The organism is Nocardioides sp. NPDC004968, from assembly GCF_040608935.1.
Classification (GTDB): domain Bacteria; phylum Actinomycetota; class Actinomycetes; order Propionibacteriales; family Nocardioidaceae; genus Nocardioides.
Map to the genome: position 1 here is coordinate 1 of NZ_JBEXJF010000018.1, position 20,415 is coordinate 20,415.

Genomic DNA, 20,415 nt, shown 5'->3' on the forward strand with positions numbered 1-20,415 from the left:
GACGGCGCCGCGGTGGCGCCCGCCGTCGCCGGCGGAGGCGGCGGAGCCGGCGCCTGAGCAGGCGGAGCACCCGCCGCCACCGGCGCGTCGTCGAGAGTGACGGTGATCGTCGAGCCCGGCCCCACCGGGCCGAGCTGGATCTCGGTCGCCCCGGTCAACGGCACCTCGGTGACGCGGCTGCCGGAGACGTACGTCCCTCCGGCGGAGCCGACGTCGACCAGCTTCCACCCGGACGGGTCCGGGCGCAGCTCCGCATGAGCGCGGGAGACGGAGGATGACGAGAGCACCACGTCGGCATCAATCGAACGCCCTATTCGGACGATCTTGTCGGGCGGGAAGCTGAGCGCTCGTCCCGATACGTCTACGCGAAGCGTCTGCATGCACGAATCATGCACCGAAATGGCCCGATCCAAGTGTCGCGAATCGAAGATTCGCACAACTCGGACCGGGCCTTTTCGCTAGCGGTGGGTCTTCAGACCGTGTCCGTACGCAAACAGCGGGTCATAGTCGGAATCGCCGATGTTGATCGGCTCCTGGTCGACCGAGCGGGGCCAGGTCACCGGGAGCTTGCCGGTGAACGGACGCTTGCCGAAGAGCACGTCGGCGACGCCCTTGCCCTCGCTGCCGGGCAGCCAGGAGGCGACCAGGGCGTCGATCTGCCCGAGCAGCTCGGGCGGGATGATCATCGGACGCCCGGAGACGACGAGCACCGTGCAGGTCGCCGCGGCCGCGCAGACCGTGTCGATCGCCGCGGTGTCGGCGTCGCTGAGGTGCATCGTCAGCGCCGGCCGCTGCACGCCGCCCTCGCCGGGGTCGTAGCCCCAGCGCGGACCGCCGACGTCACCGAAGCCCTCGGCGTACGGGTGCTCGCCGACGACCACGACGCCGTGTGAGCCGGCCGGGACCGGCGCGGAGGCGTCGGGCGAGTGGGTCACCTCACCACGGGCAGCGGACTCGATGCCGTCGAGGATGGTGTCGCCGGGGATCTGGTGGGTCGAGTTGCCCTGCCAGGTGATCGTCCAGCCGCCGGCCTGGTCACCGATGCTGTCGGCCTTGCTGCCCGCGACGTAGACGTCGTCGCGCCCGGAGAGCGGCAGCGTGTGCTTGTTCCGGAGCAGGACCTGCGACTTGGCCACGGCCTCGCGCGCGACACGACGGTGGTCGGCGCTGCCGATCTCGTCGATGTTGCGCCGGTCGGTGAACGGCTTCTCGAAGAGGCCGAGGTCGAACTTCGCGGTGAGGATCCGGGAGACCGCGTCGTCGATGCGGGCCATCGGGACGGCACCGTCCTCGACCGCGGCGGTCAGCGTCTCGATGAACTGCGGGTAGCCGACGGTGTCACCGGAGAACGGCTCCATGAACATGTCGACGCCGGCGTTGACCGAGATGGCGACCTGCTCGGCGTACGTCCCCGGGATCTGGTGGATCGCCCGCCAGTCGGAGATCACCAGGCCGTCGAAGCCCTGCTTCTCCTTGAGCCAGCCCGTGACGAGCTCCTCGTGGGCGTGCATCTTGAGCGGGTTCCCGAGGCCGTCCTCGGTCCAGTCGACGCTGGAGAAGGACGGCATCACCGAGCCGACGTCGTGCTTCTTGATGGCGGTGACGTACGGCGAGAGCGCCAGCTTGTCGAACTCGGCGCGCGAGGCCTGGGTGATGCCCTGGTCGATGGTGTAGTCGCCCTCGCCGGTCCCGAAGGTCGTGAACCCGTCGCCGGCGAAGTGCTTGGCGGTGGCCAGGACGCGGTCGGGATCGTCGAGCTCACCCTTGTCGCCCTGGAGCCCTTCGATCATCTGCGCCATCTGGGCGGCGAGCTTCGGGCTCTCCCCGAAGGACTCGTACGTCCTCCCCCACCGGTCGTCGCGGGCGACGCAGATGCACGGGGCGAAGTTCCACTGCGGGCCGGAGGCGCGGGTCTCCTCCGCGGTGATGTGCCCGATCCGCTCGGCGAGCTTCGGGTCGCGGGTCGCGCCGAGTCCGATGTTGTGCGGGAACACGGTCGCGCCGTTGAGGTTGCCGTGACCGTGGACCGCGTCGACGCCGTAGAGCAGCGGGATCCCCAGCCGCGTCGAGAGCGCCTGCTCCTGGAAGGCGTCGACCGTGTCGGCCCAGGCCTCCGGGGTGTTCTCGGCGGGGGTCGAGCCGCCGCCGGACAGTACGCTGCCGAGCCCGAGCTCGGCGATCTGGCCGGGGTTGGCGGCGACGTCCGCGCGCTCGGCCTGGGCCATCTGGCCGACCTTCTCGGCCAGCGTCATCCGGGCCAGCAGATCGGCGACGCGGGTCTTGGTGGCGAGGCGTGGGTTCTTGTAGGGCAGCGCGTGGCCCGAGCGCGTGAGCGCATCGGTGGCGGACACGCTGGGTGACGCTGCGGTTGACGCTGGGGCTACGAGGAGCGTGGCGCAGAGCAGGCCGGCGAGAGCCGAGGCTCCGCCGATCGCGCCGCGCTGTCTGTGTGTTCGCACGGGACAGGCCTCCTGAGAGTGATCTGTCGGCACCTCGGCGTTGGGGTGCCGCGGCTCGTGAGAGCGCTCCCAGCGTGACGGCGATCACAATCGCGGTCAATGGCTACGCGTGCGTAACCCCTCGATTTCCTCAGATCTGGTCAAGCAACCAGGACGGTCCCAGAGCTGTAGCGCCGCCACAGCGGGCCTGGAGCAGACGGTCGGCGGTCACCAGCGTCACCCGGTCGCCCTTCTCCAGCGCCTCACGGACGACACCGACGATCGCGGCGTCGCCGTCCTTGGGCGCGTGGACCGTGTGCACGTGGGCGTCCCTGCCCGGACGTACGCCGCCCTTGGCCTGTCCCTCCAGGACCAGGACGATCCGGTCCTGCGGGAGATCGGCGACCAGCAGCGACTCGTGAAGCCGGCGCGCGGCGCCGGCCCGGTCCTTCCACCAGCCGTCCGGGCGGGCGCCGACGACGTTGGCGCCGTCGACGACGAGCACCGTGCTCACCTTGAAGGACTCCTACTTGAGGAACTTGGAGAAGTCCGAGGGCAGGTTGAGATCGGCGGCGGCCTTCTCGTAGTCGATCTCCTCGCCACCCGGCATCCCGAACGGGTTGGCGGCAGCCGGCTTCTTCTCGGCATCCGCCTTCGCCTGCTGAGCGGCCTTGGCCGGGTTGCCGGACTTGCGCGCCCCCTTGCCCTTCTTCTTCTGGGCCACCTGCTTGGCGCCGGCACGCTTGCCGAAGCTCGCACCGGGCGCGCCGGGCATCCCGGGCATGCCGCCGCCGGAGGCGAGCTGCTTCATCATCTTCGACGCCTCGGTGAAGCGCTGGATGAGCTGGTTGACGTCGGAGACCTGGCGACCCGAGCCCTTCGCGATGCGGGCGCGGCGGGAGCCGTCGAGGATCTTCGGGTTGGCGCGCTCCGCCGGCGTCATCGACTGGATGATCGCCTGGATCCGGTCGATCTCGCGCTCGTCGAAGTTGTCGAGCTGCTCGCGGAACTGGCCCATGCCCGGCAGCATGCCCATCAGCTTCGACATCGAGCCGAGCTTGCGCAGCTGCTGCATCTGCTTGAGGAAGTCCTCGAGCGTGAACTCGCCGGTCGCGATCTTGGCCGCGTCCTTCTCGGCCTGCCCCTGGTCGAAGGTCTTCTCGGCCTGCTCGATCAGGGTGAGCATGTCGCCCATGTCGAGGATGCGGCCGGCCATCCGGTCGGGGTGGAACAGGTCGAAGTCGGTCATCTTCTCGCCGTTGGAGGCGAACATGACCGGCTTGCCGGTGATCTGGACGATGGAGAGCGCCGCACCACCGCGGGCGTCACCGTCGAGCTTGGTGAGCACCACGCCGTCGTAGCCGACGCCGTCGAGGAAGGCCTGGGCGGTGTTGACCGCGTCCTGACCGATCATCGCGTCGACGACGAAGAGGACCTCGTCGGGGTTGACCGCCGCCTTGATGTCGGCGGCCTGCTTCATCAGCTCCTCGTCGATGCCGAGACGGCCGGCGGTGTCGACGATGACCACGTCGTGGAGCTTGCGCTTGGCCTCCTCGACGGCGTCACGGGCGACATCGACCGGGTCTCCGACACCGTTGCCCGGCTGGGGCGCGTAGACCGGGACCCCGACGCGCTCACCGTTGACCTGGAGCTGGTTGACCGCGTTGGGCCGCTGCAGGTCGGCGGCGACCAGCAGCGGGGCCTTGCCCTGCTCCTTCAGCCACAGCGCGAGCTTCGCGGCCAGGGTGGTCTTACCGGCACCCTGCAGACCCGCGAGCATGATGACGGTCGGGCCGGTCTTGGCGTAGCGGAGCCGGCGGGTCTCGCCACCCAGGATCGTGACCAGCTCGTCGTTGACGATCTTGACGATCTGCTGAGCGGGGTTCAGCGCCTGGCTGACCTCCTCGCCGCGTGCCCGCTCCTTGACCCGGCCGACGAACTCGCGCACCACCGGCAGCGCGACGTCGGCCTCGAGCAGCGCGATCCGGATCTCGCGAGCGGTGGCGTCGATGTCGGCATCGGTGAGGCGGCCCTTGCCCCGAATGTTCTTGAACGTCGTGGCGAGCCGGTCGGAGAGCGTGGCGAACAAAGCGGTCCTTCAGCAGAGTGGTTGTCCTGCCAAGACTAACGAACTGTTGTGTGTGGGGTGCTATTCGGCAGGCGCCATCGGGGGTCCGATGCTCACCGAGCTGCCTCGGTCAGCACTCGAGGGCCGCACGGACCGCATGGGCCGCCTCGGCCGCGCGATGCTCGGCGAGGACTCCGGCCGAGGCCTCCTGGAGGTAGAAGACGTCGACGGCCTGCGGGCCGAGGGTGGAGATGTGGGCGGAACGGACCGCGATCTCCATCCGCGCCAGCGCGACGGCGACGGTGTAGACGACCCCGGGACGGTCGATGGTGCGCACCTCGAGGACGGTGGCCTTGCTGGATGCCTCGGGACGTACGACGACCGAGGGCTCGCTCCCCCGCGCAGCCGCGCTCGGGGCCAGCCGGGTCGCCGGGTCGAGGCGGCCCTCGGTGATGGCGGAGAAGCGCGTGCGGAGCACGGCGGCGTCGACATAGGAGTCGTCGAGGTCCCACACGCTGACCCCGAAACCGCCCTGCTGCCAGGCACGACACGCTCTGACCGGCAGCCGCGCGACCGCGAAGGTCGCGGCCAGGTCGGCGAGCAGGCCGAGCCGGTCGGGCGCGATCGCCCAGACCCGGGCGCCGTCGGCGAGCGGCTCGGCACGGAAGGAGGTCGAGCCCGAACGTACGCTCTCGGGGATCTCCACCGCGGCCTGCGGCCGCTCCCCCGCGGCGACGCCGGTGTCGAGGACCCGAGCGGCGCGCCGGGCGAGGTCGAGGATGAGCCGGGCCCGCCAGGTGCTCCAGGCCTGGCTGCTGGTCGCCCGGGCGTCGGCCTCGGTGAGCGCGGTGAGCAGGGCAAGCGCCTCGGCGTCGCCCATCGTGTCCACCACCAGGTCGACGGTCGCCGGGTCGTCGGGGTCACGGGTGGTCGCGGTCGTGGAGAGCAGCAGGTGCCAGCGCACCAGCTGCGAGATCAGGTCGACCTCCTCGTCCGGGAACCCCATCCGCGAAGCGATCCGGCGGGCGATCGGCTCCCCCGCCACACTGTGCTCGGTCAGCGACCCCTTGCCGATGTCGTGGAGCAGCGCCGCGACCAGCAGCACATCCGGGCGGGCCACCCGCGGCAGCAGAGCGACCGCCTCGATGCAGGTCTCGATGGTGTGCCGGTCGACGGTGAAGCGGTGGATGATCGAGGCGTGCGGGAGGAGCCGGATCCGCTCCCACTCGGGCAGGATCCGGGAGACCGCGCCGGTCTCCTCCAGCGTCTCCCAGACCGCGAGCAGCCCGCGCCCGGCACCCAGGAGGCGTACGAAGAGATGCCGCGCCTCCTCCGGCCACGGCTCGGCCAGCGCCGGGGTGTCCCGGGCCAGTCGCGCAGCAGTCGGCGGCGCCAGCGCGACCCCGTGCTCGGCGGCGAGCGCCGAGGCCCGCAGCAGCATCAGCGGATCCCGCGACGGGCGGGCGCCCGGCACCAGCACCACCTCGCCCGAGGCGAGCGCCAGACCGTTGCCCAGCGGCGTCAGCCGCGGGCGGCGCGGTGCTCCGGGGCGCGAGCGTTCCAGGACACCGTCCACCCGTCGCCACGCCAGGCGGGAGAGATGGGTGAGGCGGCGGCCGATGGTGCGTACGTGGGCCTGTGCCGTGCGGGCGTCGGCCAGCTCCAGCCGCTCGGCGAGCTGGTCCCACATCTCCGGCACGACCCGGTCGGTGGCCCGGCCGCCGATCTCCTGCACGAGATCACGTACGTCGAGCAGGGCGCGGCGCGACTTCTCCAGGTCGACCGCGGGCACGTCGACGAGCCAGGTGGCCACGATCGCCTTGATCACGACCGCATCCCGCAGCCCGCCGTACATCTCCTTCAGATCGGGCACCGAGGCGTGCGCGAGCTCACCGGCGCGCCGGTGTCGCTCCACGCTCATCGTCCTCAGCTCGGGCAGCAGGGCCCGGGCGTGCTTGCGCCAGTGCGCCAGCATCGTCGTACGCAACCGCAGCACCAGCCCGCGGTCGCCGGCCAGGTGCCGGATGTCGAGCAGCCCGAGGGCGACCCGGAGGTCACCGGTCGAGGACGAGAGCATCTCGGAGAACGACCGCACCGAGTGGTCGAGCTTGGGCGCGGTGTCCCAGAGCGGATACCAGACCTGCTCGGCCACCGAACCCGGCGAGACGGCGTCGTCGTGCACCAGCACCACGTCCCAGTCGGAGAAGGGCGCGAGCTCCCCGCGCCCGTATCCCCCGACCGCGACGAGGGCGACCCCGACGTCGGGGCCGCCCGCGGCGGCGTACGCCTTCGCGCACTGCTCGTCTGCCTCGGCTGTGCGCTCCGCCCGACCCTCAGCGGTCACGCCGCCCCCTCGCTAACGCAGAATCAGATCGCGGCGTCGTCGCGGTCGCCGGTGCGGACCCGCACGATGGTCTCCAGCGGGGAGACCCAGACCTTGCCGTCGCCGATGCGCTCGGTCTTCGCCGAGGTCTCGATGGCGCTGACCACCGACTCGACCTCCTCGTCGGGCACGGCGATCTCGATGCGGATCTTCGGCACCAGGGCGACGTCGTACTCAGCGCCGCGGTAGACCTCGGTGTGACCCTTCTGCCGGCCGTAGCCGGAGACCTCGGAGACGGTCATGCCGGTGACACCGACAGCTTCGAGGGCGACGCGAACGTCCTCCCACTTGTGGGGTTTGATCACTGCGGTGACGAGCTTCATTTCTCTCCTCCGGTGGGATTCGATGGACCGGCACTCGGACGAAGCCTAGTCAGAGCGCCTCGGCATCACGTGCACCGGTCCGAACACGGACGACGGACTCGATCGGGCTGAGCCAGACCTTCCCGTCGCCGATCCGTCCGGTCTGTGCGGTCTTCACGACGATGCCGACGACGTCCGCGGCATCCTCGTCCTCCACGACGATCTCGATGCGGATCTTCGGCACCAGGGCGATGTCGTACTCGGCGCCGCGGTAGACCTCGGTGTGACCCTTCTGCCGGCCGTAGCCGGAGACCTCGGAGACGGTCATGCCGGTCACGCCGAAGGCTTCGAGGGCCTCGCGCACGTCCTCCCACTTATGGGGCTTGATCACTGCGGTCACGAGCTTCACGAGAGGGCGCCTCCAGAGGTCCTTGATCCTGTCATCTTCGCCGCCACCTTGACCCGGGGACGTTTCGACACCCCGAGGCGTCTGTTTCCACTGTGTAACAGACCATTTCACCGTACGTCGCCGAAGCGTCGAAACAGCCTGTAAATCACCCGTGCCGAAGCCGCGCGGCGCCGCCAAAGGTCGCTACCCTCGTCGCATGTCGCACTACGCCGTCGAGATCGACCTCGATCACCGCAACACCAGCCATGTGCAGGTCATCGACCTGGCTGAGTCCGCCGTCGCGGCGGGCAGTGGGAAGCGGGTCCTCGACGTCGGCTGCTGGACCGGCGAGATCGGCCGGATCCTCACCGAGCGCGGCTGCACCGTCACCGGGATCGAGATCGACCCGGAGGCGGCGAGCCTGGCCGATAAGGTCCTGGACAAGGTGGTCGTCGCCGACCTGGATGTGACCCCGCTGACCGAGATCGTCGAGCCCGGCTCCTTCGACGTGGTGATCTTCGCCGACGTCCTCGAGCACCTCGTCGACCCGCGCGCGGCACTCGAGCAGGCCCGTGACCTGCTCACCCCCGGCGGCCAGGTGGTCATCTCGATCCCCAACGTCACCCACGGCTCGGTCCGCCTCGCCCTGCTCCAGGGCCGCTGGCAGACCACCGACACCGGTCTCCTGGACCGCACCCACATCAAGTTCTACTCACGCGAGGGACTGCTGCAGCTCTTCACCGAGGCGGGCTACGCGGTCGAGGACCTGCGCGGCACCACGGCCGACCCTCTCAACGTGGAGGTCTCGGTCGACCCCGGCCTGCTTCCCGAGGTGGCCGTGGAGTGGGTACGCCAGCAACCCGACGCGCTGGTCTACCAGTTCCAGCTGGCCGCCCGGCCGCTCGCCGACGGCGAGGTCGCGCCGGCCGGCCCCGAGCTTGCCCAGGCCGCCCCGGCCGACGAGGTCCGGCTCCGCGACGTACACACCCAGAGGTTCGAGGAGGTCACCCGCTCCCGGCTGGCCACCCGTGACCACATCCTCGGCATCCAGGCCTCCGCCAACTCCGCCCAGGCCCGGGTCGGCACGCTTTCCAAGCAGCTGCGCGAGGCCCGCGAGGTCAACCGGCGCCGCCGCGAGCGCATCGAGCGACTGCGCGGCAAGGTCGCCGGCCTCGAGGCCGACCTGACCTACGCCACCCGCCACCCGGTGCGGAACTTCGGCCGACGGGTCGTACGCCGCCTCCGCCGAGCGGCCCAGGGCTGACCGCCGAGTCAGCGGACGCCGTTGGAGTACGCCTCGCGTACGTCCTTGTAGTTGCCCCAGCGGTTGTTGATGAGGTTCTTCTCCCAGTCGTGGACCGCGTTGTCGCGGCTGACGGACTCGAAGTGGAAGAGGGTGACGTCGTGGAGCCAGACCAGGCGCAGGCCGAGTGAGCGACGTACCTTGAGGCACAGGTCGACGTCGTTGTAGTTGACCGGAAGCCGTTCGCTGAAGCCACCGGCGTCGAAGAAGACCTCGCGCCGCATCGCGACGCAGGCGCCGGTCAGCGCGGAGGTCTCCCGGTTGATGTGCAGCTCGCCGTGGTTGCCCCGCTCCTCGGGACGCGCGCGGTAGTAGGCGTGGGTGATGGTGCCGCTGCCGTAGACCAGGCCGGCGTGCTGGATGCGGTAGTCCTCGAAGAGGAGCTTGGGGCCGGTCATGCCGACGTCCGGCTCGCGCAGCGGCGCGATCAGGTTCTCGATGACGCCCTCGGAGTAGGCCTCCATGTCGTCGTTGAGGAAGATCAGGACGTCACCGGTGGCGTGGGCGGCGCCGACGTTGCACTTGGCGCTGAAGCTGAACTTCTCCTTGAACTCGACGAGCTTGATGTCGGCACCCTCGATCGCCCGCAGCGCCTCCAGCACCGGGGCCGGGGTCGGGGTGTCGTAGACGATCACGAACTCGACGTTGCGGTGCTTGGTGGAGGCGACCACGGAGCGAACGGTCTCGACCACCATCGCACGTTTCTCGCCCCATACGATCGCGCTGGTGCCGATGGTCGGGATGATCACGCTGACAGGGGTGTCCAGGTCGGGCTCCCGCTCGACGCGGTAGAGCCCGGGCGAGACGCCGCGCGAGGCCGTGGCCCGGATCCCGAGCCGGTCGAGGTGGGCCTGCACGGCGCGTACGCCGGCGTCCCAGGCGTACGGCTTGGCGTGGTTGTCCGCCGCGGCGGAGCCCGGTACCTGGCGCCAGTGGTAGAGCACGCCGGGGACGTGGACGATGCGCCGCGCGCGCTCGCTGACCCGCAGCACGAGGTCGTGGTCCTGGGAGCCGTCGAAGCCCTCCTGGAAGCCGCCGACCTCCTCCACGACCGAGCGGCGGAACACCGAGAAGTGGGTGCAGTAGTTGTGGTGCCGCAGCCGCTCCGGGGACCAGTCGGGCTTGTAGTAGGCGTCGCGGAGCTCGCCCGCATCCGACATCAGGTCCTGGTCGCTGTAGGCGTAGTCGAGGTCCTCGAACCGGTCGTAGGCGCGGACCATCTTCTCCAGCGCGTTCGGCTCGAGTACGTCGTCGTGGTCGAGCAGGGCGATCAGCTCGCCGGTCGCCTCCGCCAGCGACGTGTTCGAGGCGGCCACGATGCCACCGTTCGCCGCACGCTCCACGATACGCACCCGCGGCTCCGTCGCGGCCAACTCCCGCAGCCGCGGCAGCACCCAGGGCGCGGGCGAGCAGTCGTCGCTGAGGACCCACTCCCAGTCCTCGTGGGTCTGGCCGAGAACCGACGCGATCGTGTCCTCGAAGGCATCGGCGGGCGGGTTGTAGACAGCGGTGATCAGCGATACCCGGGGCGATGGCATGGTCTTCAGCCTATGACCCTCACCGAGGGTTCGCGGAACCCGACACGGGGCACTCGCCCGTTTGGGGGATGGTCGTCATCCCGACTTCTCGGAGGGTTCACCGAGCGTCTGGAAGGCGACGGCAGCCGCCCCGCAGGGAGGGTCGGGGGCGGCTGCCGAGTCTTGCCTGACGAACTTCAGATGGCGTACGTCAGTAGCGCAGGCCACGCAGGTAGGAGTAACCCACCTCCGCGGTCTGGATCGGGGTGACGTCAGGGCTGTCGTTCTCCACGATGTAGTCCTCCACCTGGTGGGCGCGGAAGATCTTGGCGAAGTCGATGAACCCCGTGCCGAGGTCGACGTGGTCGCCGGTGGCCTCGTTGCGGTCCTTGACGTGGTACTGGCGGACCTGGAGCGGAGACCGGTCGACGACGTCGATCGCGAAGTCGATGGCCTCGTCACTGGACATGCCGAGGTTCACGCCGCCGGTGACGGCCCAGTAGAGGTCCACCTCGAGGTGGACGTAGGCCGGGTCGAGCTCCCGCATGAACACGTCCCAGGGCGTGACCCCGCCACCGAGATCAGTGGTGAACTCATGGGCGTGGTTGTGGTAGCCATAGCGGAAGCCGCGCCGCTTCGCCGCCGCCGCCTCGTTGTTCATCTGGTCGGCCCAGGCCTGCCAGTCGGAGAGCGAGCTGGAGGCCAGGTAGGGCACGTTGAGGTAGCGGACCCCGAGCGTCTCAGAGTTGTCGAACTTCGTCTCGAGCGCGGCGAAGCTGCTGCTCAGACCGTCGTGGCTCGAGTTGGAGCGGATCCCGAGCCCGTCGAGGACGCCTCGGATGTCCTCGGCGGTGCGCCCGTAGAGACCGGCCAGCTCGACGCGGTCGTAGCCGATCTGCGCCAGCTTCGCCAGCGTCGCGTCGACACCTGCTCCGGTCATGATCGACCGCAGCGTGTAGAGCTGGATGCTGATCTTGTCGGCAGGGACCCGGCGGCCGCCACCGTGGCCACGACCGGAACGTACGCCGTCAGCGGCTGCCGGTGCGGCCAGAGCACCGCTGACTCCGAGCGCGGCAGCACCCGCGGCGGCGCCGCGGATGAGGGAGCGCCGGCTGAGCCCGCGCTGTTCGAGTGAGCGCTGCAGCGCACCGTCACCGTCGAATCCAAAACACATCTCGTAACTCCTTCTTCTTGGGTGTAGCGGGTCAGTCGGCGGTCGAGAACGCCGCGTCGAAGGCCGCCTCGGGGGCGTCGAAAGCGAGTCGGCGGACGAACTCGAGCGCCTCAGGGGCACCGACGAGGCGGTCCATGCCGGCGTCCTCCCACTCGACCGAGATGGGGCCGTCGTAGCCGATGGAGTTGAGCATCCGGAAGCACTGCTCCCACGGCACGTCGCCGTGGCCGGTGGAGACGAAGTCCCAGCCGCGGCGCGGGTCGGCCCAGGCGAGGTGGGAGCCGAGGCGGGCGTTGCGGCCGTTGCCGGTCTGCATCTTCGTGTCCTTGCAGTCCACGTGGTAGATCCGGTCGCGGAAGTCCCACAGGAACCCGACCGGGTCGACCTGCTGCCACACCATGTGGCTGGGGTCCCAGTTGAGCCCGAAGGCCTCGCGGTGACCGATCGCCTCCAGCGTCGCGACCGTCGACCAGTAGTCGTAGGCGATCTCGGAGGGGTGGACCTCGTGGGCGAACCGCACCCCGCACTCGTCGAAGACGTCGAGGATCGGGTTCCAGCGGTCGGCGAAGTCCTGGTAGCCGGCCTCGACCATCGCCTGAGAGACGGGCGGGAACATCGCGACGTACTTCCAGATGGAGGAGCCGGTGAAGCCGACGACCGTCTTGACCCCGAGGTTCTTCGCCGCCCGGGCGGTCATCTTCATCTCCTCGGCGGCCCGCTGACGTACGCCCTCGGGGTCGCCGTCGCCCCAGATCTTCGCGGGCAGGATGTCTTTGTGGCGCTGGTCGATGGGATCGTCGCAGACCGCCTGGCCCTTGAGGTGGTTGGAGATCGTGAAGACCTTCAGGTTGTGCTTGGCCAGCAGGTCCAGCTTCGCCTGGACGTACGTCTCGTCCTCGGCGGCCTGCCAGACGTCGAGGTGGTCGCCCCAGCAGGCGATCTCGAGGCCGTCGTAGCCCCACTCGGAGGCGAGGCGGCAGACCTCCTCGAACGGCAGGTCGGCCCACTGGCCGGTGAAGAGCGTGATCGGTCGGGTCATGGTGTTTGTCCTTCCTCAGGGGAGCGGTTCAGGGGAGCAGGGATGCAAGCAGGTCGCGGACCTCGGTGGCCTCGAACCGGTCGCGCTTGGCGGAGGCGTCGGAGCAGACGAGCACCGGGCCGTGCTCGGGGTCGTCCGGCAGCCGGCCGTGGCTGCCGGAGACGGGGGCGGGGTCGAGCGGCACCACGCTCATGGCGTAGCGCAGCCCGGCCGTCTTGCGGGCGAGCGTGGTCGCGGCGCGCAGCTTGACCCAGCGGTCCTCGGGGTCGAGGAACAGTTCGGCGGGGTCGTAGCCGGGCTTCTTGTGGATCTCGACGCCGCGGGCGAAGTCGGGTGCGTTCGCGTCGTCGAGCCAGTAGTAGTAGGTGAACCAGGCGTCCGGCTCGGCCACCACGACGAGCTCGCCGGCGCGTTCGTGGTCGAGTCCGTACGCCGCCTGGCCGGCGCGGTCGAGGACCTCGGCCACACCGTCCAGACCCTGCAGCAGGTCGCGCACCCGGTCCAGGTCGGCGGGGTCCTTGATGTAGACGTGGGCGATCTGGTGGTCGGCGACCGCGAAGGCCCGCGACGTCCACGGGTCGAGCAGCTCGCCGGTGGCGTTGTGGTGGACGTGCAGGAGGCCCTCGCGGCGCAGCAGCCGGTTGACGTCGACCGGGCGGGTGGCGCGGGTGATGCCGTACTCGCTCAGCAGCACGACGCGTACGCCCGCCGCCTCGGCGTCGTCGAGCAGCGGCGCCAGGGTCGCGTCGACGTCGCAGGCCGCCTGGACGGCCTGCGGGCTGTCGGGGCCGAAGCGCTGCAGGTCGTAGTCGAGATGCGGGACGTAGACGAGGGTGAGGTCGTGGTCGGGCATGACCTTGCGGGCGGCCGCGACGATCCATGCCGAGCTCTTGATCGAGGCCGTGGGACCCCAGTAGGTGAACAGCGGGAACGGGCCCAGCTCCGCGGTGAGGGTGTCGTGGAGCTCGGGCGGCCAGGTCCAGCAGTCCGGCGACTTCTTGCCGTCGGCGTGGTAGACCGGGCGCGGGGTGACGGTGGTGTCGACGTCGGCACCCATGGCGTACCACCAGCAGATGTTGGCGACCTTCGCGCCGGGGCGCCGGCGGCGGACGACGTCCCACAGCTTCTCGCCCTGGACCAGCGCGTTGTGCTGGCGCCACAGGAGCACCTCGCCGAGGTCGCGGAAGTACCAGCCGTTGCCGACGATGCCGTGGTCACGCGGCAGCGCGCCGGTCAGGAAGGTCGACTGGACCGAGCAGGTGACCGCGGGCAGCACCGTGCCCAGCTCGGCGGTGAACCCCGACTCCCCCACCTGCCGCACCCGCGGCATGTGCTGGAGCAGCTCGGGGGTCATCCCGACCACGTCGATGACCAGCAGCTTCTCACCCAGGTTGTCGCTCATGCCGATGCCTCCTGCAGCTGTTCGAGACCGGCCTCGAGGAGCCGGTCGCGGGTCCAGGCCAGCTCGGCCGCGATGCCCGCGACCAGGCCGGCGTCACCGTCCGGGCGGACCTGCTCGGGCAGGACTCCCCAGGTGTAGGTCTCGACCTCGAGGTGGTCGGTGTGGGCCACCGGACCGCCGAGGAGCGCGTCGAGCGTGCCCGCGAGGTGGTCGCGGGTGCTGCGCAGCGGCGGGGCCGGGTCGGCGTGGAGAGGTACGTGGAAGTGCACCCGCCACGGATGCTCGGCCGGCAGCGGACGATGGCCGGCGAGCGCCTCGGGAAGGTCGTCGCGGCTGTCCACCCGCGCCCCGCGCGGCTCCCGGGTCTGGTGCAGGAAGCGGTCCTCGGCGTAGGAGGCCAGCGCCTCCCGCGTCGCCGGGTCGCTGGGGTCGTCGGCGTGCAGGGCCGCGGAGACCTGGACCTTGACGACCGGCAGTCCGGCCACGCGAAGCCGGTCGAGCGCCTCGGTGGCGTCCTCGAACTGGGTGGCGAGGTGGCAGGTGTCGACGCAGATCCCGAGGTGGTCGGGGGCCAGCCCGGCGAGCCGGGTGACCGCGTCCCGGGTCGTCTCCACGACGCAGCCGGGCTCCGGCTCGAACCCGACCCGCACCAGCCGGCCGTGCTCGGCCTCGATGCCGGCAAGGCCGTCGGCGAGCTCGCCGATCAGCTCGCGCGCCGCCCGGTCGCGGTCGGTGAACCAGGGGGTGCGCCAGCCCAGCGGAAGGGTCGAGATGCTGCCGCGTACGGCATCGTCGGGCAGCAGCGCCGACAGCACCCGGGCGCAGTCGAGGGTGTAGTCGAGGCGGCGCCGGGTCGACCAGTCCGGGGAGTAGACGTCGCGCTTCACGACCGGGGCATGGAACCCGGCGTACGGGAAGGCGTTGAGGGTGACGACCTCCAGGCCGTGGCGGTCCAGGCCGGTGCGCAGCCGGTCGAGGGTGGCCGGGTCGCCGGCCAGCTCGTGCGCGGTCGCGGCGGGCAGCCACAGACCGAGGCCGAGCCGCTGGACGCCGAGCCGGGCACGTACCTCGCCGGCGTAGCGGCGGAGCTGGTCGAGGATGCCGTCGACGTCCTCGGCGGGATGCACGTTGCTGCAGTAGCCGAGGTGGACGACCGTGCCGTCGCGGTGCCGGAACCTCATGCCCGCTCACCTCGCAGCAGCGAGTTGCCGGCGAAGGTCGCACCCTGGTCGGCCGCAGGTACGTCGAGCAGCAGCCGTCCGCTCTGGCCGAAGAACTCCACCGGGTTGCGCCACAGCACCCGGTCGACGTCGTCCTCGGTGAAGCCGGCCGCCAGCATCGCCTCGCCGGTCGCGCGAGTGCGCAGCGGATCGCTCTTGCCCCAGTCGGCGGCGGAGTTGACCAGCACCCGGTCCAGCCCGCGCCGCTGGAGGATCGCGACCATCCGGTCGGGGTCCATCTTGGTGTCGGGATAGATCGAGAAGCCCATCCAGGCCCCCGCCTCGTCGACGACGTCGACGGTCATCTCGTTGAGGTGGTCGACGACGACCATCCCGGGCTCCATCCCGGCCGCCTCGACGAGGTCGAGGGTGCGGCGGGTCCCGGCGAGCTTGTCGCGGTGGGGCGTGTGCACCATCGCGGGCAGCGCGAACTCGCGGGCCAGCTCGAGCTGGCGGCTGAACGCCTTCTCCTCGTCCTCGGTCATCGAGTCGAAGCCGATCTCGCCGACCGCGACCACCCCGTCCTTGGCAAGATAGCGCGGCAGCAGGTCGAGGACCGGCGTGCAGCGCGGGTCGTTGGCCTCCTTCGGGTTGAGCGCGATCGTGCAGTGGTGGGCGATGCCGAACTGCGAGGCCCGGAACCGCTCCCAGCCGACCAGCGCGTCGAAGTAGTCGACGAACGAGTCGACGCTGGTCCGCGGCTGGCCGAGCCAGAACGCCGGCTCCACCAGGGCGCGGACGCCGGCGGCGTACATGGCCTCGTAGTCGTCGGTCGTACGCGAGCTCATGTGGATGTGCGGGTCGAAGATGCGCATCAGGACTCCCGAGTGGTCTGAGTGGGGGCGGGAAGGAAGGGCAGGGCATCGACGGGCACCTCGCGGCCGGCCGCGCGCCGCTCAGCGGCGTAGTCGGCGACCATCCGGCGCAGCTCGTCATCGGATCCGTCGGGTCCGTCGAGGCCGGCCACCAGCCGCAGAGGTACGCCGACGAAGAGGCATTTGAGGACGGCCTGGCGCCACGCGGCGGGATCGAGACGAGCGGCGTACGTCCCCAGGGCGGCTGCCACCAGGCGCGGGTCGTTGGTACGCAGCGCGTCGTGGAGCAGGTCGACGGCGCGGTCGCCGATCAACTCCTCGAGGTGCCCGAGGCCGAGCAGGACTGCCCGCCGCTCGTCGGCGTCGCCGAAGCGGTAGAGGTCGTGCACCTCGGCGCTCAACGCGTCGGCGTCACCGGCCAGGCCACGGCCCAGCGCCAGCAGCAGCCGCACGCGTACGTCGTCCTCGACCCGTCCCGCGCCCGGTTCCGGGGAGGTGCCCGGGGTGCGGCCGATCTCCCTGGCCGCGGCTGGGAAGCGGGTCCTGATCCGGGTGGGATCGGCTTCGATCTCGGCGCACCACTCGGCAAGCAGCTTCTCGTTCATGCGCCCACCTCCTCGGATCGGGGCAGGTCGTCGAGGGTCTCGCGCAGGAACGCGAGGGAGTGCTCGGCGACGGCCGGGGCGGCATGGGACTGGCGGGGCAGCTCGAGCGCGGCGAGCCCGGTGTAGCCGATCTCGACGAGGGTGCCGAGCGCGGCGGCGAAGTCGACCTCGCCGGTGCCCAGCTCCAGGTGCTCGTGGACGCCCTCGACCATGTCGTCGACCTGCACGTTGGCCAGCAGCGGACCGGCGAGGCGGATGGTCTCGGCCATCCCCCGCGGCTCGTTGCACACCACGTGGCCGAGGTCGAGGGTGACCCGCAGCAGCTCCGGGTCGTCGAGGCGATGGCGCAGCTCGATCACGGAGTCGAGGGTGGCGACGAAGTGCCCGGGCTCGGGCTCGATGGCGCACACGACGCCGCGGCGGGTGGCGACGTCGAGGACCCGCCACACCCCGTCGCACAGGCGTCCCCAGGCCCGGTCCTCGTCCACGCCGTCCGGCAGGGTGCCCGACCAGAACGAGACCGCCTCGGCGCCGAGGTCGGCGGCCACCTCGACCGCCCGGTGCAGGTAGTCGACCCGGCGGCTCGCGTCGGGGCCCGGGTGCAGCAGGGTCGGGTAGTGCTTGCGGAGCGGATCGAGGATGTAGCGAGCTCCGGTCTCGATCACGACCGACAGACCGAGCTCGTCCAGCCGGCGGCCGACCTGGGCGACCCGGCCCGCCAGGTTCGGCCGGAAGGGGTCCAGGTGAAGGTGGTCGAGGGTCAGTGCGACGCCGTCGTAGCCCAGCGCGGCCAGGAGGCTCAGCGCGTCCTCGAGCCGGTGGCTGTGCATGCCGTTGGTGCCGTATCCGAACCGCAACGTGCTCGTGCTCATGTCGGTGACACCACCTTCGAGGCGGCCTTGGCGATCGGGCCGGCGGCCAGCAGCGCGACCGCGGCCAGCGGTGAGCGGCGGGCGACGAGCGCGGCCTGGAGCGGGATCATCCCGCGGATCCCGGCGCCGGTGGCCCGCCGGACGGTCCCGGCATCCGGCGAGGAGACCGCGGCGAGCTGGGCGGAGCCGACACTGCGTGCGTACGTCGCGGCGAGGGCGACGGGAAGCGCCGCCCGTCCGTGGCCGGCCGCCGCGGCTGCGGTCAGGACCGTGACGCCGCCGGCGAGACTCGCGGTGGCAGGCCGGGTGCCGTGGACCTCGCCTCGGCTGAGCAGGGTGACCCCGGCGGTGTGGGCGGCGAGGAGACCGGCCGGCACCAGCCCCGCCCGCGTACGTCCGCTCGCACTCGCCCCGAGCAGCACGTCGAGGCCACGGGCCGCAGCCATCGCGACCGGCCCGGCGGAGGTGTCCTTCAGGACGGTGTCGTAGGCCCACACCGTCCCGGCCAGGGCGGCCGCCGTCACCGCGGCCGGACGCCCGCCGGCGAGCCCGGCCAGCCCGACACCCGCCGCAGTGAGCCCGACGGCCACCCCCAGCGCCTGCCGTGGGCTGATCCGGCCCGACGGGATCGGCCGCTCGGGGCGCTCGACGGCGTCGAGGTCCCGGTCGGCCCAGTCGTTGAGCGCCATCCCGGCCCAGTAGAGCGCCACCGAGGCGGCCGGCATCGCGACCGCGCGGGCCCGCAGCGGACCGGCCGCGGCGGCCCCGGCCAGGGTGTCACCCGGCACGGTGAGGGCCGCCGGCAGCCGGACGAGCTCGGCGAAGGCTCGGGCGCGAGACGTCATCCGCCCACCCGAGCGCACCACGCGACCAGCTCTTCCCACTGCGTACCGAGCCGGTGCTCGGTGGAGCCGGCCGGGTCCTTGAAGAAGAACCCGAACGGCAGCGGTCCGCTCTCCCCCACCTCGTGCGCGCGCAGAACGAGCCGGGCGAGGTCGAGCACCAGAGGCGCGGCCAGTGCGGAGTCGCAGCCGCTCCAGGTGAACTGCAGCGACATCCGCACCCCGAGGAACCCCTCGAAGGAGACGTGGTCGATGGCGGTCTTCCAGTCGCCGTGGTCGGGGACGTAGTCGATGTGCATCGGGCCCTCCACCGGGTGACCGAGCATCGCCTCCAGCCCCTGGGCCTTGGTGACGAGCTTGCTCTGCGCATTGGCCGGGTCGGCGAGCGTGGCGCCGTCACCGCCACCGAGCATGTTGTACGAGGCCCAGGCGTTGACCTGCAGCGCCCGCGTCGAGAACATCGGCGCCAGCGCCGACTTCAGCAGCGTCTCCCCGGTCTTCCCGTCCGAGCCCGCCCACGGGAGCCCCGCGCGCTCGGCGAGGGTGACGAGTACCGGCAGCCGCGGCCCGGGACTGGGCGTGAACGAGACGACCGGGCAGCCCGCCCGATAGGCGGCCAGGACGTAGACGGAGCTGGCCGGCAGCGGGGACTCCCCCGCGGCCAGCGCCGCGTCGAGGGCGTCGGGGTCGGCGAGCGGTCCGCCGTCCACGACCTCGGCCGGCGGCTCGGTGCTCGCTACGTCGATCACGACCACGCGCTCGAGCCCGTGCTCGTCGCGGAAAGCCACCAGATCGGCGGTCAGCCGCTCGACCGCGACACCTTGCGGCTCGGCGCCCGCTGGGTCATAGCCCGTACGCAGCCGCCCCTCGACCTCCTCCAGCTCACCGGCGATCGCCGGCAGGATCCCGGCGGGAACGACCCCGCCAGCGGCGAGCCGCTCGGCCCGCTTCAGCAACGGGTCCGCCCGCAGATCGTGCCCACCGATCACCAGGTCGTCCAGGGAGGGCAGCCCGGCGGCGGCGATCTCCGGCTGCTCGGCGACCAGCCCGACCCGTCCGGCGAGCCCGGCCCGGACTGCCAGCGCGCCGACCGTCGTCGTGACACCGACCGAGCCGCACGCACCGACCAGCCAGAGCCCGACCCTCCCGTTCATCGGTCCGCTCATCTGTCCGCCTCGCAGCGGAACCGGGCGACCCCGGCGACCATCTCGATGCCGCCGAGCACGTGGGAGAGGAACTCCGGCTCGGTGAACGACTCCGAGGTGTGGCCCATGCCGGTGTAGAAGGCCCGGCCGCCGTCGTAGCGGTGGCACCAGGCGATCGGGTGCGGGTTCCCCATGGCGTGCTGGCCCGGGTCGTAGCTGCGCTCGTCGAGGTCGGCGAGGACCCGGATCGAGTCGGCCGGACGGTCGCGGAAGCTGTACCACTCGTCCCAACGCGTCCACCGCTTCGGCAGCTCGGCCGTCGCCGCGGTGTTGTGCCCGTGCACCTTCACCGTCGCGGTCTGCTGGGCGGGGTGACCGGCGAAGTAGGCACCGACGAGGCCTCCGTACCAGGGCCAGTCGTACTCGGTGTCGGAGGCGGCGTGCACGCCCACATAGCCGCCACCGTCCTGGATGTAGCGCTCGAACGCGGCCTGCTGGCCGGCGTCGAGCACATCACCGGTGGTCGAGAGCCACAGCACCGCCTCGTACGCCGCCAGGTCGGTGTCGTTGAACACCGCCGCGTCCTCGGTTGCGGTCACCGTGAAGCCGTTCTCGGCCCCCAGCCTCTCGATCGCCGCGATGCCGTCAGGGATGGAGCCGTGCCGGAACCCGGCGGTCTTGGAGAACACCAGGACGTCGTACGTCCCAGCCCCCTCGCCCCCGCCGGGGCGGTCGGCGCTCGCGGCGGGCGTCGGTGACAGGCCCGGGGCGAAGGCGGCCACCGCCACCAGCCCGATTCCCGCGATGAGTGTCCGGAACCTTCTCGATCCGTGCTTCATATGCGTATCCCTTCTGTGCTCAACGGTTTGAACAGGCTGGAATCGGCCGAGCGGCCCCGGGTG

Annotated in this window: 19 protein-coding genes; 1 reads left to right on the top strand and 18 read right to left on the bottom strand. The window is 71.2% G+C overall.

Annotation, left to right across the window (positions count from 1 at the left end; all coding sequences use genetic code 11):
* The 7 genes from ABZU72_RS17255 to ABZU72_RS17285 all read right to left on the bottom strand — a co-directional run.
* The coding region (locus ABZU72_RS17255; RefSeq protein WP_355020059.1) for an FHA domain-containing protein at positions 1 to 380 on the bottom strand (380 nt) is incomplete at its 3' end.
* 78 nt (positions 381 to 458) lie between these two features.
* Positions 459 to 2,351, bottom strand: coding sequence for a glycoside hydrolase family 3 protein (locus ABZU72_RS17260; protein WP_355020060.1), 1,893 nt, complete (start codon positions 2,349 to 2,351; stop codon positions 459 to 461).
* Between the two features lie 238 nt (positions 2,352 to 2,589).
* The gene (locus ABZU72_RS17265; RefSeq protein ID WP_355020061.1) at positions 2,590 to 2,952 is read right to left on the bottom strand and encodes a hypothetical protein; all 363 of its coding nucleotides are present in this window, start codon (positions 2,950 to 2,952) and stop codon (positions 2,590 to 2,592) included.
* A gap of 12 nt (positions 2,953 to 2,964) precedes the next feature.
* Complete coding sequence (gene ffh / locus ABZU72_RS17270; RefSeq protein ID WP_355020062.1) at positions 2,965 to 4,527, bottom strand: signal recognition particle protein; 1,563 nt, start codon at positions 4,525 to 4,527, stop codon at positions 2,965 to 2,967.
* Positions 4,528 to 4,636: 109 nt separating this feature from the next.
* Positions 4,637 to 6,850 (bottom strand): [protein-PII] uridylyltransferase, encoded by a 2,214-nt coding sequence (locus ABZU72_RS17275; RefSeq protein WP_355020063.1) that lies wholly within the window; start codon positions 6,848 to 6,850, stop codon positions 4,637 to 4,639.
* Between the two features lie 23 nt (positions 6,851 to 6,873).
* Complete coding sequence (locus tag ABZU72_RS17280) at positions 6,874 to 7,212, bottom strand: P-II family nitrogen regulator (protein ID WP_008363338.1); 339 nt, start codon at positions 7,210 to 7,212, stop codon at positions 6,874 to 6,876.
* Positions 7,213 to 7,261: 49 nt separating this feature from the next.
* A complete protein-coding gene (locus ABZU72_RS17285; RefSeq protein ID WP_141803747.1) occupies positions 7,262 to 7,600 on the bottom strand; it encodes a P-II family nitrogen regulator in 339 nt (112 codons plus the stop codon).
* A 196-nt stretch (positions 7,601 to 7,796) separates the two neighbouring features.
* On the opposite strand from ABZU72_RS17285, the gene ABZU72_RS17290 reads away from it, so the two are divergent.
* Entirely contained in the window at positions 7,797 to 8,843 is a 1,047-nt protein-coding gene (locus tag ABZU72_RS17290) for a class I SAM-dependent methyltransferase (RefSeq protein ID WP_355020064.1), read from the top strand.
* Positions 8,844 to 8,851: 8 nt separating this feature from the next.
* On the opposite strand, the gene ABZU72_RS17295 is transcribed toward ABZU72_RS17290, so the two are convergent.
* The 11 genes from ABZU72_RS17295 to ABZU72_RS17345 all read right to left on the bottom strand — a co-directional run bounded on the left by ABZU72_RS17295 (position 8,852) and on the right by ABZU72_RS17345 (position 20,352).
* A complete protein-coding gene (locus ABZU72_RS17295) occupies positions 8,852 to 10,420 on the bottom strand; it encodes a glycosyltransferase (RefSeq protein WP_355020065.1) in 1,569 nt (522 codons plus the stop codon).
* Positions 10,421 to 10,610: 190 nt separating this feature from the next.
* Positions 10,611 to 11,573: a sugar phosphate isomerase/epimerase gene (locus tag ABZU72_RS17300; RefSeq protein ID WP_355020066.1), complete on the bottom strand. Its 963-nt coding sequence runs from the start codon at positions 11,571 to 11,573 to the stop codon at positions 10,611 to 10,613.
* Positions 11,574 to 11,604: 31 nt separating this feature from the next.
* Positions 11,605 to 12,612, bottom strand: coding sequence for a sugar phosphate isomerase/epimerase family protein (locus tag ABZU72_RS17305; RefSeq protein ID WP_355020067.1), 1,008 nt, complete (start codon positions 12,610 to 12,612; stop codon positions 11,605 to 11,607).
* 28 nt (positions 12,613 to 12,640) lie between these two features.
* A complete protein-coding gene (locus ABZU72_RS17310) occupies positions 12,641 to 14,014 on the bottom strand; it encodes a nucleotide pyrophosphatase/phosphodiesterase family protein (RefSeq protein ID WP_355020068.1) in 1,374 nt (457 codons plus the stop codon).
* Positions 14,011 to 15,195, bottom strand: coding sequence for a metabolite traffic protein EboE (eboE, locus tag ABZU72_RS17315; protein ID WP_355020069.1), 1,185 nt, complete (start codon positions 15,193 to 15,195; stop codon positions 14,011 to 14,013). Before eboE ends, ABZU72_RS17310 begins: the two co-directional genes overlap by 4 nt.
* Positions 15,192 to 16,049, bottom strand: coding sequence for a TatD family hydrolase (locus ABZU72_RS17320; RefSeq protein WP_355020070.1), 858 nt, complete (start codon positions 16,047 to 16,049; stop codon positions 15,192 to 15,194). The genes eboE and ABZU72_RS17320 overlap by 4 nt, the downstream gene beginning before the upstream one ends.
* Positions 16,049 to 16,654: an EboA domain-containing protein gene (locus ABZU72_RS17325; RefSeq protein ID WP_355020071.1), complete on the bottom strand. Its 606-nt coding sequence runs from the start codon at positions 16,652 to 16,654 to the stop codon at positions 16,049 to 16,051. Before ABZU72_RS17325 ends, ABZU72_RS17320 begins: the two co-directional genes overlap by 1 nt.
* On the bottom strand, positions 16,651 to 17,526 hold the full coding sequence (locus ABZU72_RS17330; protein ID WP_355020072.1) for a sugar phosphate isomerase/epimerase family protein: 876 nt from the start codon (positions 17,524 to 17,526) through the stop codon (positions 16,651 to 16,653). The genes ABZU72_RS17325 and ABZU72_RS17330 overlap by 4 nt, the downstream gene beginning before the upstream one ends.
* Positions 17,523 to 18,371, bottom strand: coding sequence for an SCO3242 family prenyltransferase (locus ABZU72_RS17335; RefSeq protein WP_355020073.1), 849 nt, complete (start codon positions 18,369 to 18,371; stop codon positions 17,523 to 17,525). The genes ABZU72_RS17330 and ABZU72_RS17335 overlap by 4 nt, the downstream gene beginning before the upstream one ends.
* Complete coding sequence (locus ABZU72_RS17340) at positions 18,368 to 19,534, bottom strand: inositol-3-phosphate synthase (RefSeq protein ID WP_355020074.1); 1,167 nt, start codon at positions 19,532 to 19,534, stop codon at positions 18,368 to 18,370. Before ABZU72_RS17340 ends, ABZU72_RS17335 begins: the two co-directional genes overlap by 4 nt.
* On the bottom strand, positions 19,531 to 20,352 hold the full coding sequence (locus tag ABZU72_RS17345; RefSeq protein ID WP_355020075.1) for a ThuA domain-containing protein: 822 nt from the start codon (positions 20,350 to 20,352) through the stop codon (positions 19,531 to 19,533). Before ABZU72_RS17345 ends, ABZU72_RS17340 begins: the two co-directional genes overlap by 4 nt.
* Positions 20,353 to 20,415: the final 63 nt, after the last annotated feature.